14 protein-coding genes and 1 pseudogene are annotated in these 14,635 nt (G+C 65.2%); 12 read left to right on the plus strand and 3 right to left on the minus strand.

The genetic code is table 11. The features are described 5' to 3' along the window. Positions 1-187 precede the first annotated feature (187 nt). From ABC977_RS15940 to ABC977_RS15965, 6 genes are read left to right on the plus strand one after another with little or no spacing between them, the layout of a single operon-like run. The gene (locus tag ABC977_RS15940; protein ID WP_369668269.1) at positions 188-1,873 is read left to right on the plus strand and encodes an NADH-quinone oxidoreductase subunit 5 family protein; all 1,686 of its coding nucleotides are present in this window, start codon (positions 188-190) and stop codon (positions 1,871-1,873) included. A 1-nt stretch (position 1,874) separates the two neighbouring features. Further along, positions 1,875-2,684 (plus strand): hypothetical protein, encoded by an 810-nt coding sequence (locus ABC977_RS15945; protein WP_369668270.1) that lies wholly within the window; start codon positions 1,875-1,877, stop codon positions 2,682-2,684. Continuing rightward, positions 2,681-3,181: a putative inorganic carbon transporter subunit DabA gene (locus ABC977_RS15950; protein ID WP_369668271.1), complete on the plus strand. Its 501-nt coding sequence runs from the start codon at positions 2,681-2,683 to the stop codon at positions 3,179-3,181. Before ABC977_RS15945 ends, ABC977_RS15950 begins: the two co-directional genes overlap by 4 nt. Before the next feature lie 2 nt (positions 3,182-3,183). Next, a complete protein-coding gene (locus ABC977_RS15955) occupies positions 3,184-5,955 on the plus strand; it encodes a DUF2309 domain-containing protein (protein WP_369668272.1) in 2,772 nt (923 codons plus the stop codon). Next, complete coding sequence (locus ABC977_RS15960) at positions 5,952-6,275, plus strand: P-II family nitrogen regulator (RefSeq protein ID WP_369668273.1); 324 nt, start codon at positions 5,952-5,954, stop codon at positions 6,273-6,275. The genes ABC977_RS15955 and ABC977_RS15960 overlap by 4 nt, the downstream gene beginning before the upstream one ends. Then, positions 6,272-6,475, plus strand: a complete 204-nt coding sequence (locus tag ABC977_RS15965; RefSeq protein WP_369668274.1) for a hypothetical protein — start codon at positions 6,272-6,274, stop codon at positions 6,473-6,475. The genes ABC977_RS15960 and ABC977_RS15965 overlap by 4 nt, the downstream gene beginning before the upstream one ends. Before the next feature lie 31 nt (positions 6,476-6,506). Here the strand turns inward: ABC977_RS15965 and ABC977_RS15970 are convergent, their stop codons facing one another. Further along, positions 6,507-7,148, minus strand: a complete 642-nt coding sequence (locus tag ABC977_RS15970) for a TusE/DsrC/DsvC family sulfur relay protein (RefSeq protein WP_369668275.1) — start codon at positions 7,146-7,148, stop codon at positions 6,507-6,509. A gap of 254 nt (positions 7,149-7,402) precedes the next feature. Between ABC977_RS15970 and ABC977_RS15975 the strand changes: the two genes are divergently transcribed. Both ABC977_RS15975 and ABC977_RS15980 read left to right on the plus strand, forming a co-directional pair. Beyond that, positions 7,403-8,266: a LysR family transcriptional regulator gene (locus ABC977_RS15975; RefSeq protein WP_369668276.1), complete on the plus strand. Its 864-nt coding sequence runs from the start codon at positions 7,403-7,405 to the stop codon at positions 8,264-8,266. 61 nt (positions 8,267-8,327) lie between these two features. Beyond that, positions 8,328-8,590, plus strand: a pseudogene (locus ABC977_RS15980) (Txe/YoeB family addiction module toxin). 631 nt (positions 8,591-9,221) lie between these two features. Here the strand turns inward: ABC977_RS15980 and ABC977_RS15985 are convergent. Then, entirely contained in the window at positions 9,222-9,992 is a 771-nt protein-coding gene (locus ABC977_RS15985) for a class I SAM-dependent methyltransferase (protein WP_369668277.1), read from the minus strand. Positions 9,993-10,315: 323 nt separating this feature from the next. Continuing rightward, the gene (locus ABC977_RS15990; protein ID WP_369668278.1) at positions 10,316-10,981 is read right to left on the minus strand and encodes a Crp/Fnr family transcriptional regulator; all 666 of its coding nucleotides are present in this window, start codon (positions 10,979-10,981) and stop codon (positions 10,316-10,318) included. Between the two features lie 194 nt (positions 10,982-11,175). Here ABC977_RS15990 and ABC977_RS15995 point away from each other — a divergent pair, with 194 nt between their 5' ends. The 4 genes from ABC977_RS15995 to ABC977_RS16010 all read left to right on the plus strand — a co-directional run bounded on the left by ABC977_RS15995 (position 11,176) and on the right by ABC977_RS16010 (position 14,477). Then, a complete protein-coding gene (locus ABC977_RS15995) occupies positions 11,176-11,616 on the plus strand; it encodes a hemerythrin domain-containing protein (protein ID WP_369668279.1) in 441 nt (146 codons plus the stop codon). Continuing rightward, positions 11,613-11,870, plus strand: coding sequence for a DUF2249 domain-containing protein (locus tag ABC977_RS16000; RefSeq protein ID WP_369668280.1), 258 nt, complete (start codon positions 11,613-11,615; stop codon positions 11,868-11,870). Before ABC977_RS15995 ends, ABC977_RS16000 begins: the two co-directional genes overlap by 4 nt. Then, a complete protein-coding gene (locus tag ABC977_RS16005; protein ID WP_369668281.1) occupies positions 11,867-13,168 on the plus strand; it encodes a hypothetical protein in 1,302 nt (433 codons plus the stop codon). Before ABC977_RS16000 ends, ABC977_RS16005 begins: the two co-directional genes overlap by 4 nt. A 73-nt stretch (positions 13,169-13,241) precedes the next feature. Continuing rightward, positions 13,242-14,477 carry an NnrS family protein gene (locus tag ABC977_RS16010; RefSeq protein ID WP_369668282.1) on the plus strand — a complete coding sequence of 412 codons (1,236 nt, stop codon included), beginning with the start codon at positions 13,242-13,244 and terminating at the stop codon, positions 14,475-14,477. The last annotated feature ends 158 nt before the right edge of the window (positions 14,478-14,635 follow it).

The raw sequence follows: 14,635 nt of genomic DNA on the forward strand, positions 1-14,635 counted from the left end.
CGACGAGTTACCGGCGGTCCCTTTTGTCCTACCCGAACGCGCCGGCCCCAGTCTGTCGGGACGGTCGCCGCCGCTCGGCGGGCGCCAGGATCCCAAGCCGCTGAGCGGCGCGCCGAACGGCGCCTGGTTGGCATGACTCCTGCTTAACGGCTATCGCACTGTCGACGACGACCGGAGAGGGATCACCTTGCTTGCATATCTGGCCTACCTTCTGCCGCTGCTCGGCGTCTGTTCGGCCGTGACGGTCCTCGTCTCGGCGCGGCGCCTCGGCGAGGGCGTCGCGCGCGTCAGCGCCGGCTTCAGCCTGGCGATCTTCGTGCTCGCGCTGATCCTGTTCGTCAAGCAGGTCTCCGGCGACGGCCAGGGCCAGCTGGCGACGATCGGGATCGGCCTCTTCACCCTCTATTTCGATGCGTTGACGGCCCTGATGGCACTGGCCGTCAGCGCGATCAGCCTGGTCGTCCACCTCTACTCGATCCGCTACATGCGCGACGACCCGGCCTACACGCGGTTCTTCGTGCAGCTGGACGGCATCAACGCCATGATCATGCTCATGGTGCTGGCCGGTGACCTGCTAACGCTGTTGCTCGCCTGGCACTCGATCGGCGTGCTGCTCTACTTTCTGCTCAACCATGACACGCGGCGCGCGGCCGCGAACCGCTACGCCTTCTGGACCCTGATCACCCATCGGATCGGTGATCTGCCCTTGATGGCGGCCGCCGCGCTGCTCTACTACGCGTACGGTACGCTGAGCATCCCCGAACTCTTCGACGCGATCGCCACCGACCCGACCCGCACGACGATCTTCGGCCTGCCCATCACAGGTGCGGTCGGAACCCTGGTGTTGATCGCCGCGTTCGCGAAATCGGCGCAGTTCCCGCTGCACACCTGGCTCCCGTACACGATGGAAGGCCCGACACCCGTGTCGGCCCTGATGCATGCCGGCATCGTCAATGCCGGCGGCTTCCTGATCAATCGTTTCGCGCCCGTGTTCGTCCACACCGATTCGGTGCTGCTCTTCGCGCTGATCATCGGTCTGGTGACGACCATCATGGGCTCGGTCATGATGTTGATGCAGAGCGACATCAAGAAGGCCTTGGGGTATTCGACCATGGGACAGATGGGTTACATGGTCATGGAGTGCGGCCTCGGCGCCTTCTCGTTGGCCATCTACCACCTGATCGCTCACGGGGTGTTCAAGGCCACCCTGTTCTTGAATTCGGGCAGCCTCATCGGACAGGCCCGCAAGGATCCGAACATCCCCGAGGGCGAGATCTACAAGTTCATGGTCGAACGCAAGGCGCCCAAACCACCCCTGTCGTGGGTGATCTTCGCCGGGATCACGATCGTCGTACCCCTGTTCATCGTCTTTGGCGCCCACCAAGTGGTGGATGAAGGCTTCCTCGGCCACCAGGGCGCGATCATCCTGCTGCTGTTCGGCTGGATTACCGGCGCCCAAACGCTGTTCTTCGTCTACAAGATCGGCGGCGACCGGCCCTTCAAGCTGCTCGGGTATGTGATTCTGTCCTTCGCGCTGGTGATCCTGACCTATGTGCTGGTCGGTCACACGATCGATACGCTTCTGTATCCGGATCCGGCGTTCCGCGAGGCGCTCTATGAAGCCGCGTCCTTGCCGGGACCGGTGTTCGTGGCCTTGATGCTGGTCCTCGCGACGCTGATCGCCATGGGTTGGCTCCTGGTGTTCTGGTCCGCCGCCCGCCAGGAGCCGCTGACACGACGCTTTCGCCATGCCTATCTGTCCCTCTATGTCCTGATGTCCCGCGAGTTCTACATCGGGGATCTTTACCGGCGGCTGGCGGACGGTCTGATCGTGCGTTCGCAGCGCCTCAACGCCCTGCTGCGGTGGTTGTGAAATGAGCCTGCTGCTCCTGCTCGCCGCCGGCGTCTTTCTGCCGCTCTACCCTTTGAGCATCCTGCCCAACCTGCTTCTTCAGGGCCAGGTCAACGACACCGGCGACCCCGGACCGGCCTGGCGTCGCGGACCTGGCTTCAAGGCCGCGGTATTGCTGTGTTTCCCGGTCCTGGGCGTGAGCCTGGTCGGCCTCGCGACGGCCGGTATGCCGCCGGAGCCACTGATACTCAACCTGTTCGGCATCTGGGGCGGCCTGACCTCGGTGATCTACGCCTTTCGCCTGCTCAGCGCCAAAGACGGCGAGATTTGGATCTCGCACCTGTATTCGTCGGCCCTCGCGCTGACCTGGATCGGCATCGCGATCGGTTTGAACCCGTTGCTGCCGGCGCTCGGATTGTCGGTATCGCTGTTGCCGCTGGTCATCCTGCTCGATCAACTGACCCGTCGCTTCGGCATCGCCCGTTGCGGCCTCTATCCCGGGCTCTGCTCGTCGATGCCGCTGTTTGCGTACCTGTTCATAGCCGCCGCACTGGCCGCGATCGCGGTGCCCTTTTCGCCATCCTTCTTCGCGATCGCGGCTCTGGCCTTTGGCGGCGTCGCCGCGAACGCTGCCCTATACCTGGTGCCGATCGGTCTGTCTTGGATCCTCTGGACCTGGGCCGGTGTCAACCTGCTGCAGGGGATCGTCTGGGGCGTGCCACGCGACGATCTGACCTACCAAGACCTCGCGCTCGGTCGCGCGTTGGGTATCGGCGGCGGACTCATCACGCTCGGTTTCTTCGGCATTTTGCTCGTGGAGGTTGCCCTATGACAGGTCACGTGATCGACTCGGCGACCGCGGCCGGTGGCGCGCGAGCGCCCGCGAACCGGGGCGAGGCCCATCGCGATCTCGGTCGCGAGCTCAAGATTCGCTCGACGGTCGCGATCGCCGGCGAGTTCCTGCCGTTCGTGTGGCCGATGCGCAACTTCATCAACCACAACCCGCTGCACGGCCTCGAGGATCGGCCGTTCGACGAGGCCGTCGAGCAGGCCACGAGACTCTTTCACGCGCAGGGCTACCTGCGCCGGACCGAGTATCAGGCCCTGTTGCAGGAAGGCCATATCGACATCGAGGTCATCGAACAGCTGATCGACGAGTTCCTGACCGACGGGGCCCTGGGCGGGCCCTGGCCGGACGACGACGCAGACCTCGATCTGAAGCGGATTCTGGTGACGCTGATGACCCTCATGGACCAGCCGACGTTGGGCGGCAACGCGATTCCGAGCACGGATGCCCTGCTCGCCGAACTGAGACCTACGACGGAGTAACGATGAAGCGACTCGACAAACGATCGATCGGCACGCAATTGACGCTCTACGATCTCGTCGATCAGTTGTTCGGCACACGGATCGGCGAGACCCTCGATGAACTGTTGGTCAAGGGCTGCATGGATTTCCTCGACGAGGGGCAATCCGTCTGGCGCATGCCCGGACGTCGCCAAGGCCTGTTCCGGGCATGGAGCCAGATCGCCCGACGCAATCGTCGCCTGCGCCTGCACGGGCTCGATGTCGGCCAGATCCTCGAACGCGCCGACCGCCCCGAGACCGCGATCGATCTGGTCATGCAGCGCCTGCAGATCCCGGAAGCCCTGTGGATGGACTATTTCACGGTCGAATTGGCCAAGCTTCACGGGTGGGCCGGCTTCATCCGCTGGCGCTCGCAGGCCAAGGGCTACTACTGGCAGGAGCGCAACCCGGCGGATCTGGTGGATTTCATCGCGATCCGTTTGGTGCTGTCCTGGCCCTTGATCGAGGAGGCTCAGCGGCGCTTTGGGCGCGACTTTCGCTATCCGGCCTGGGTCGCCTGTCTCGAGCGGAATCCGGACGAGTGCCTATTGCGCCACGAACTGCACTCCGGCGCGATCCTGCCCGATTATGCGCATCGCGTCGAGGTCGCCGTCGCGCGCGGCGACACGTCACGGATCAAGACCCTGCGACTCGAATACGAGCGCGAGAAGACACGACGCGAGGCGGCCAGTTGCGCCGTTCGCCTACAGGAGCTCTGCGAGCGGGCCGGGATCGCCCGCAAGGACCTCGCCCGACTTCGATCGTCAACACTCCGGCGCTTGATCGAGACGGTCTATGGCTTCCGCTCGCGCGAGGGTTACGTCTGGACCCAGGCGCTGGAGCGGACCTACATCCGGAGACTCTTGGCCGCGTTGGCCGCGTCACCGATACGCGCCAGGTCACGGGCGCCGGGATCCGATGCGGCCGCGACGGTCCCGGCCTCGAAGATTCAGGCCCTGTTCTGCATCGATGTGCGCTCGGAGCGGCTGCGGCGCCAGCTCGAGGGCCTCGGGCACTACGAGACCTACGGCGTCGCCGGATTCTTCGGCGTCCCGGTCAATTTCATCGAGTTCGGCAAGGGCCATGAAGCGGCGCTCTGTCCCGCGATCATGACACCGCAGCATGTCGCCCTCGAGATGCCCCACCGGCACGAGGACCACCAGGAGTCCTTGTTCCAGGTCGCGACCGAGGTGGTCCACGACCTGAAGAGCACCCCGCTGGCACCCTATGTCACCGTCGAGGCGGTCGGGCTGCTGTACGGCTTCGACATGGTCGGCAAGACCTTGGCCCCGACCACGTACAGCCGGTGGCGCCGGCGACTCGAAGCCGATCGCCAGCCAACCCGTCTGTTGATCGACAAGATCACCCGAGACGAGGCCCTGGACCTGGTCACCCACCTCCAGGACGAGATGGTCGTGCGCGCCGTCGACCGGCATTTCGGCCTCAAACGGGAGGCCATCACGACCGAGATGATCCAAGAGTTGCGCGAGATCGCACTCCGTCGGATACCGACGACCCCCAGCCTTCTCGCGCGCCGTTTCGACATCGGCCTGGCGGCCGAAGAGGTCTTTCTGACCAGTCTGCGCTACGAGTACCGCATCAACCCCGACCAGGCGAGGATCCAGCTCGAACAGCTCGCGCGGATCGGTTTCCATCTCGACCATCAGACCCAGATGGTACGCAACACCCTGAAGGCGATCGGACTGACCAGCGGTTTCGCGCGGCTGATCCTGGTCGTCGGACACGGCAGCACGTCCCAGAACAATCCTTACGAATCAGCCCTCGACTGCGGAGCGTGCGGCGGGGATCACGGGGCCGTCAATGCGCGCCTGTTCGCCGCGATGGCGAACCGGCGCGACGTCCGAGAACGGCTCGCCGAACAGGGTATCGCGATCCCTGATAGCACCTGGTTCCTCCCAGCACTGCACGACACCACGACTGACGAGGTCGTCCTGTTCGACCTGGACCAACTGCCACCCGGGCGCCTGACGCAACTCACCCGCGTCGAGGAAGATCTGGTCGCGGCCGGTCGTCTATGCGCGTGTGAACGCTGCGCCGAGCTCGGCGACACCGACGTGGACTCGCCGGAGGCGGCGGCGAAGCGGGTCAAACGACACGCGCTGGATTGGACCCAGGTTCGGCCGGAGTGGGGACTGTCCAAGAACGCCTCGTTCATCGTCGGCTCGCGGGCCTTGACCCAAGCCATCGATCTCGCTGGCCGCGCCTTCATGCATTCCTATGACCATCGCCAGGACGAGAACGGCGACCTGCTGGCCGGAATCCTGTCCGGTCCCCTGATCGTCGCGCAGTGGATCAACACGAACTACTACTTCTCGACGGTCGACAACGAGGTCTTCGGCAGCGGCAGCAAGATCTACCACAACGTCGTCGGCCGCTTCGGCGTCATGACCGGCAATCTCAGCGATCTGCGCACCGGTCTGCCGGCCCAAACGGTGCTGCGCGGACAGCGGCCATACCACTTGCCGATGCGCCTCGTCACGGTCATCGAGGCGCCACTGTCGTTCGTCGACGCGGTCCTGGCCAAGGTGCACAAGGTCCGTGAACTGGTCCACAATGGTTGGGTTCGTCTGCTGGTGCTGGACCCGTCGCGTGGTTCGGCCTTCCTGTTCGAACAGGGCGCGTGGCGGCCCCAGCCAAATCCCGACGGCGACCGACACCGCCTGGGATCGGTCCCCGCGCACCGACCCGACGTCAGACCGCCGCCCACCCCTGCGCTGCTGGAGGTCACGCCATGAAAGAACTCACGGTCAGCGCCATGACGAAACTCGAGATCATCGTCGAGGGTGAACACCAGCCGTTCGTCGTCGACCTCTTGAACCGGGCCGGTGTCAGCGGTTATACGGTCTTCCACAACCTGTCCGGCAAAGGCACCCATGGCATGCACAAGGGCCACTTGATGTTCAATGACGATTCGGTGCTGGTGATGATCGTCAGCGCCGTACCGCAGGAGCTGGTCGGGCCGATCTTCGAGGGACTGACGCCCTTTTTCAACAAGCACATGGGTGTCGTCTTCGCATCCGACATCCAAGTCAGTCGCATGGTGAAGGCGCGATGATCGACGAACTGCTCGAACCCCATAAGCCGCAGTTTCCTTCGGCGCCGACGCAGGCGCGCAAGGCCGCGACGGTCGAGGATGCGATGGCCGCCGCGGCCGAACTGAAACCGCTGGTCGGCCGGGTCCGCCGCGTGGCGCGGCAACGGCGCGCTGACCTCGCCGCCCGGGGCAAGCTGGCGCTACCCCCGGATCAGCGTTGAAGGCGAGGCCGACGATCGCGGCCCGTGCGGGTCAATGCTCGCCTTTGGTCCTGAGTAGGCCAGCCAGCCGGTTGCCCTGTTTCTGCGGCCCGCCTCGCGGAAACAGCTTGTGCAGGTACCGGCTGCTGCCCTTGTCTGCGCCCCAGACCCGGCTGAAATGGCGGATCATGTCGCGCACCGTGGCCTGCGTCCCCTGTTGCGCATAATAGCCACGCAGGAAACGGACCACCTCCCAATGTTCGGATTGCAGGGCGAGCCCTTCTTCGACGGCCAACGCCCGCGCAAAGGCCTCCGACCAATCGGCCGGGTCGACCAGATAGCCCTCGCTGTCCGTCAGCACCTCGTGATCATTGACCTTGACGGGCCGGGTGGTCATGCTCGGGTAGGCGTTGCTGCCGGACGGGAAGGTCCCCGGATGGCAGTGCGAACCCTGCTCGGATTGAGTGATGGACCAGAGCTCGATGCGGATCTCGCCATCCAGTCGACCGTCATAGCGCGGGATCCCCGACACCAGGACCTGGCCGCTGGTGGGCGGGAGGTCGAAGGTGGCTGTCCCCAACCGGTCGGTCAGCACCGGTGCCGTCTCGCGGCCGTCCTCGTCGAACCGGAGGACGACCGGGGTGCGTTTCAGCGGTTCCTGCGTGACCTTCATCGATACGGTAACGGCAATCATCGTGCCTCCAGAAGCGCCGTCGGCGTGACGACCAGACCCCGAATCGGCGAATCGGATCGGTCGCCACGGCCTTGAGATAGATCGACGATGAACGGTGTGCGATCGCGATACCCTCGAGATCCCCGGTGGACCCGACCGGGCGCACCGACGAACGCGAACGCAACCGCACCCCCTGTAGTCAAATTAGCGGCCGATCTGCCTCAAGACAAACGAAAACTATTGGCAATTATTATCGGATATTTCGATATATAACGATGGACATCGAACAGGTGCGCACCTTCCTCGCCGTCGTGGCCCATGGCAGCTTTCTCGAAGCCGCTCAACGCGTACATGTCACCCAGTCGACGGTCAGTGCCCGCATCCAGGCACTCGAGCAGTTCCTCGGCGCACGACTGTTCACACGCAACCGCGCCGGCGCAAGCCTGACCCCGGCCGGCCACCGGTTCCTGCGTCATGCGAAGACCTTATTGCTGACGACCGAACAGGCACGCCATGATGTCGGACTGCCCAGCCGCTTTCGTGCCAGCCTCACGATCGGCGCGCGCATCGCGCTGTGGGACGGGTTTCTGCCCCATTGGGCCGGACGCATGCGCGAGCGCGCGCCGGATATCTCGCTGCGCACCGAGATCGGCTTCGAGGAGGACCTGATGCGCGGCATCATCGCCGGCACACTGGATCTGGCGCTGATGTACACGCCACAACATGGCGCCGGACTCCAGGTCGAGCACCTGTTCGATGAGACGCTGGTACTGATCAGCAGCGACCCAGACCGAGTAGAACTCGATGACAGCTATGTCCACGTCGATTGGGGGCCGACCTTCTACGCCCAGCACCGGCAGGCCTACCCGGACCTCGAACGACCCGCTCAGCGGGCTAATATCGGCTGGTTGGCTCTGCAGTTGATCCTGGCCAACGGCGGCACCTGCTTCGTCCCCGATCGGGTCGCAGCCCCGTACCTGCGTGCCGGCGAGCTGTTCCAAGTCGCCGACGGACCGCGATTCCGCCTCCCCGCCTACGCCGTCTATCCGCTCGAGAGCGACTCGCCGGCCCTGGATACGGCCCTCGCCATCCTGCATTCGGTGATCGCCAAACATCCGCCAGCCGGCGAAGGCCGTTAGGAATCCGGCATCCTACGCAGGCCGGGGTGCGGACATTGATCGATCCGCACAGCGCCTGATCATGCGTGCCATCCGTTTCGTACCGGATGTTTGGGAGGCGTATCTCTAGTGGCAAGGCCAAGACAAGAAGACCCTGAACGGGTCACCGCATTGATCGAGGACGCGGCTCGCGCGCCGTTCGCTGGCCTCGGCAAGCCAGAGCCGTTGCGCGGCAACCCCTCCGGCTACTGGTCGAGACGCATCGACGACACCCATCGGTTGGTCTATCGCGCGACAGACGAAGAGCTTGTCATCATCGCTTGCCGCTTTCATTACGACGGATAGCGCGGCGGGCTCGGCGTATCTTCGCACAAGGAATCGAGGTTCGATCCGACAACAGGTCCGCGTACCATCTAACGTGATCCCCGCCATGGTTGTCCATCCCCGGCCGGGTGAGACAGCCCTTCGGGGGAATGTAGCTATCGATGCGTCGTTCCGGTCGTTCATGCCATTGCAGGTTGAATGCGGCCAGCTTCGGGAAGAAGTGCAAGCGGCTGTAAGGCAGATGATCGTGGATCCACCACGCGAGCGAGCGCCGGTCGGCCCCATGCGCATAGCGGTCGGCAACCAGGGGACAACAAGGCATGCGTTGCTCCGATGCATCCTTCGTCATCGCGATGATCCCAGATGTGCGCGGCGACGTTGCGCCCGACGCCGGGGCCGAAATCCGAGGGGCGCGGGCAGCACCGCCAGCCGGGGTGCGCCAATCCCACGCAAGGCCCACCGAGATCCCCCGAAACGAGCGCCCTTCGGCGCAGAGGGCACCGCCCGGTCCCGATCAGGCGTCGAGATTCCTATAGTCGGCCGCGCCGATCCGCCCTAGAACCGGACTGCGGAGAAAATCTCATCAACACCGATGGACTCGAGCGCGCTACTCCCGCGGAGGAGCGGTGGAACTCAGTGGCGCTGGGATGGCCTAGGCCCGTCGGGCAAGGATGTTCAATCGCACGTAGTCGATAACGGGTTCCTTCAGGCGCCGAGCAACCTCGCGCAGGAAGGGTTCTCGGTCAGGAACGGGGAGCAACTCGAAGTGCCGGCGCAAGCAGACAGTGCGCAGGTAGGTCTCCAGCGGCTCGCCCGGGGCAATCGGCGTCGGCTCCTGGTGCAACCAGCACTGCACACGGGTGAAGCCCGCGGTGATCAGTCTCCGCGACGTCTCCTCGGGCGTGGCGAAGTGCGTTGGATCAAGGTCGACACCCGCTGCTTTGGCCGCCGCATGGACACGCTGGATATTCCCAGCGCCGCCGCATTGAGCCACCAGCGTCCCCCCGGGGCGCAGCACAGCGGCGAGGTTCGCGAACAGCGCATCATGGTCCCGGATCCAATGAAAGGTCGCTGTGGAGAAGACGGCGTCGACTGCCTTCAGCGGTAGGGGTCGGGCCAGATCCGCGCGCACGAAGGTCACTTGCTCGCCAAACAGCGCCAGTCGGCGCCTGGCTTCGGCGAGCATCGCCGGGGAAAGGTCGAGCGCGATGACCATTCCTCGGCGTAATCGCTGGCAAAGATGCTCTGTGACCCGCCCCGAGCCACAACCGGCATCCAGTACCCGCTCCTGCCCCTCTAGAGGCAGCCGTTCGAGCACGACCCGGCCCCACCGCGTCATCGGGTTTGCCAGGCGGTCGTAGGTCGCGGCATCCCAGTCGGACGTGTCCGGGTTTCGGGCAGCGGCCCCGCCATTGGTGATCATGGAATGCCTCCCCCGCGGTACGGCTGTCTTCAACGAGGGGTAGTGGTCCGAGCCGGCGAGCCGATGACCACGCCCGCGACCTGGATCCACCCCTCTGGCATCCGCCAGCCCGCCGTCTCGGCTATCGGATGACTTGCAGCATGCGACTCGGCTTCGTCTGCCGGGTGTTGGTGAGGATCATGTCCTGCTCCCTCCTGGCCTGAAGCCGCAACGGGGTGAGTGCACTGAGATTCGCCGCGACCGCTGCGGCAATGAGGGCGGCAATCGGCCTTACCGCGTCGATCCCACCCATCGAGACAGCGAGCGACTCCCCACAAACGCGCTTACGACTCCAACATGGCCCGCAGGCCGCGCTCATCGCACAGTTTGATGGTATCACCCTGGACCTCGATCAGCCGGCGGGTGCGCAGCCGGGCCAGGATGCGCGACAGGGTCTCGGGTTGCATCGACAAGCGCGACGCGATGACCTGCTTGGGCACGGCCAGCCTGACCTCGCCGGCCGTGGCTCGGCCCTCGGACAGCAGGTAGGAGATCAAGCGATAGGTCGCGTTGTGCAGCGTGAGTTCATCGAGCTGGCTAAGCAATCCATGGATGCGGCGGCTCAAGCTCCCGAGGAGTTTCAGGGCGACATCCGGCGACTCGTCCAGTAACCCGAGCAGCGGGGCATGCTCGAACAGGATCAACCGGGTCTCGGTGACGGTCGTCGCGTTGACTGGGTAGCGCCGCTCATCCATGAACATCACGGCCTCGGCGAACAATTGTCCGGCCTGGATCACCTCGATGACCTTCTCGTCGCCATCGCGCGAGAGCCGAGATAGCTTGACCGACCCGTCGGCGACGAGGAAGAAGTGGCGCGCGACATCACCCTGCGCGAACAGCCGCTCCCCGGCCTCGCAGCGGCGTTCGCGCAGCCCCGTATGGATACGCGCCAACTGCTCGCTGGTCAATGGCTCGAACAGCGGTATCCGGCGAAGGTCGTTCAGAGTCATGTCGCCATTCTAACGCGATCCGCCGTTCGGCCGTGACGCCCCGACGACGAACCCACCGCACCTGGAGTCACCGAACCAGTGCCCGGGCGCACCGGCGAGCGGCCCCGCAGCCGAACCCACTTGACCAGAATCAAGTCCCGTCGATCCGGTCTCCTGATAGGGTCCCGCTCACCCCCATTAGCAAACGAACGACCATGACGACGATCGAGACCTTCTTCACGACCGACCACCGCGCCTGCGATCATCGCCTCGCCGACCTCGAGGCGGCTGTCGCGGCCGGGGACTGGACCTGTGCGCAAGACCGCCTGCATGATTTCGACCGGGATCTCGAGCGACACCTGGGCCGCGAGGAGGAACTCCTGTTCCCGGCCATCGAGGCCGCCACCGGGAGCACGCACGGACCGACCGAGGTGATGCGTCGTGAGCACGCCCAGATGCGTGCGCTGCTGAACGACGCGCGCGCCGCAATCGGTCAACAGGACCAGGCTGCCAGCCTCGGCCTCTTGGAGACCCTGATGACCCTGATTCAATTACACAACGTCAAGGAGGAGCAGATCCTTTATCCGATGGCGGACCGCCACCTGGGGCCGCAGCGCACCGCTTTGATGGACCGGGTGCGGGACTTCGTGCCATGACCCACGAAACCCGGGTCCTGACGCTGGATGTCCAGGACCTCCCGCCCCCCGAGCCGATGGAACGGGTCCTAGAAACGCTACCAGAACTCTCTGCCGGCGACCTGCTGCGGCTGCGGCATCGGCGCGAACCCTATCCCCTATATCGGATCCTCGCCGACCAGGGCTTCCGCTACCACGTCCGCATGCCGCCCGACTGCCCGTTCGAGATCCTGATCTGGCGCGCCGACGGTCCCATCCCGGAAGCAGCGGCATGATCGGGCTGGCCGGCCTGTCGCTGGAGCGCGCGCCGCCCCTATGGGTGCCGATGCCGTTCCTGGTCGTGGCTCCGCTGTTCGCGACCCTGTTCGCGCTGATCCTGATCACCGACGGACCGGTCGTGATGTCACGCTGGTCGCCGACCCTGATCGGCGCCACCCACCTGCTGGTGCTGGGCTATGTGATGATGGTTATGTTCGGTGCGGTGCAGCAGATGCTGCCGGTCGTCGCCGGCTCGCCGATCCCCCGCGGGAGGGGTGTCGCTCTGCTGCTCTTTGGGTTGCTCGCGCTGGGCACGCCCATCCTCGGGCTGGGTCTGATGGCCCTGACCCCCTGGGCGATCGGCCTTGGCGGCGGGCTGGTCGTCATCAGCATCCTGTTGTTCATCGCCAGCGCGTCGATCAGCCTGGCCAGAAGCCCGGCCCACGGCCCGACGATCACGGCCCTTTGGCTGGCGGTGTTCTCGCTGCTCGCGACCCTGCTGCTCGGCGCCTGGCTGGCAACCGGCTACCTCGGCCTCGGCTGGTCGCTACCGCGCACCATGACCAATCCGCACCTGGCCTGGGGTCTGATCGGATGGGTCGGACTGCTGATCGCCGGTGTCGCCTACCAGGTCGTGCCCATGTTCCAGATGACCCCCGAATACCCGGCCGCCTTCGCTCGCCTCTACGCCCCGTTCGTCGTCATCCAATTGCTGCTCCAGACCGGCGCGACGCTTTGGCCAGCGCCGCCCTGGACGGCGGTGCTGGGCGCGCTCGCCACGGGCCTGGCGGCGCTGGCCCTGGCTGCCTTCGCCGTCGTCACCCTGCGGCTCCAGGCACAACGGCGGCGACGCGTCCCGGATGTCACCCTGACCTTCTGGCGCATCGGCCTCCTGGCACTGCTCGGCGCGATCCTGCTTTGGGGGATCGGGTCGCTCGCGCCCGCGCTCGGCCAGCAGAGCGTCTGGCCCCTGATGCTGGCCTGGCTCTTCGTCGTCGGCTTCGCGATATCGATCATCAACGGGATGCTCTACAAGATCGTGCCGTTTCTCGTATGGCTGCATCTGAACCAGATCCGGGGCCGGAGCCCGCAGCCGGGCGGCCCACGAGTTCCTTCGATGCACGAGATCATCACTCCGCGGCGCGCCCACATTCAGTTGATCTTACACCTGATCGGGCTCCTCGCCGGGCTTGTCGCGCTCGTCTGGTCGCCGCTGTGGAAGCCGGCACTCCTCGCGTTTGCCGCCTCGAATGTCCTCCTGACCTGGAACTTGACGCTGGCGATCGAGCGTTACCGGGTCGAGCGGGCCGCATGATGGCCCTCCACCCTCCTCCCGACCGGTCGAGGCATTGGCCAACCCACCGGTTCGACCCACCCAGGTGTGACCGATGAACGACACCCGATTTGGTACCTGGCATCACTTCACCGCGGCCCCTCACCGCGTCATGTTCGTGTCGGGGATGCTGCAGTTGCCGCTGACCCTCGTCTACTGGGCCATCGAACTCACCGGCCGCCATACCGGCCTGTGGTCACCGCTCGCGACCCAGGTCCCTGGGTTTGCGTTGCATCCGTTCCTGATGCTCTATGGCGTCTTCCCCTTCTTCATGTTCGGATTCCTGATGACCACCTACCCGCGTTGGATGGGTGGCGAGCCGATCCCACGGCATCTTTATCTGCCGCCGTGGGCGCTGCTGAGCACGGGAATCCTATTCTTCTACGCGGGCCTGTTCTCTGACGGGACACTCGTCACCATCGGACTGCTCCTGCTGCTCGCCGGCTGGGGGCTGGCCCTGCTGACCCTGTGGCGCGTCTACCGCACAGCGCCGGCCGCGGATAAGCACTACGAGTCCTGGCTCAACGCCGCGTTGCTCGCCGGCTGGGCTGGCATCGCCGCCTGGCTGACCTGGTGGCTCGGCGGACCGACCTGGCTCTATCGGCTATCGCTGGTAGCGGGGTTCTGGCTCTTTCTGATTCCGGTGCTGGTCACCGTGGGTCACCGGATGATTCCCTATTTCTCCGACTGCGTGCTCAGGCCCTACCGGCGGGTCCAGCCCGCCTGGTCCCTGCCCTTGATGGGCCTCGCGGTAGCGGCTCACGTCCTGCTGACCTTGACCGGACAATGGGTCTGGCGCTTCGTCGCGGATCTGCCGTTGGCTTTTCTGGCGCTGCACCATCTGTGGCATTGGGGCTTGCCGCGCAGCCTCGGGATCCGGCTACTGGCGATGCTCCATATCGCCTGGGCCTGGTTCGCGATCGGAATGGTCCTCTTCGTCATTCAGAGCCTGGGGTTGCTCCTGACCGGGCACTGGTGGCTCGGGCACGGGCCGCAACACGTCCTAGCCATCGGTTTCATCACCAGCCTGACCATCGGCATGGCTACGCGCGTCACGCTCGGGCACTCGGGACGGCCGTTCGACGTCGACCGGCTCACCTGGGCCTGCTTCCTCGGAATCTCCGCCACGGCGCTGCTGCGCCTGAGCGCCGAACTGCCACTGTGGCCGCCCGGCGTGGCGAACCATGTCAACCTCGCCGCAGCGGTCCTGTGGCTCGCCTGCCTGGTTCCCTGGACCCTCCGCTACATGCCGATGCTACTGACCCCCCGGGTCGACGGTCGAGCTGGATGACCGGCTCGCCCAGGGATATGGCTCAGGGATTTCCTGCAGGCTGAACAAGTTGCCTGACCCTCCTCAAGCGCTCGTGAGAGGGCGAGATAAAGCGGCACGGAGTCGCAACGCTGCTCGTCGATGTGCGGGTAGTCGGCCAGTGGCGAGGCAATGCCCAG

This window comes from Thioalkalicoccus limnaeus (genome assembly GCF_041197575.1).
GTDB classification, from domain to species: Bacteria; Pseudomonadota; Gammaproteobacteria; order Chromatiales; family Chromatiaceae; genus Thioalkalicoccus; species Thioalkalicoccus limnaeus.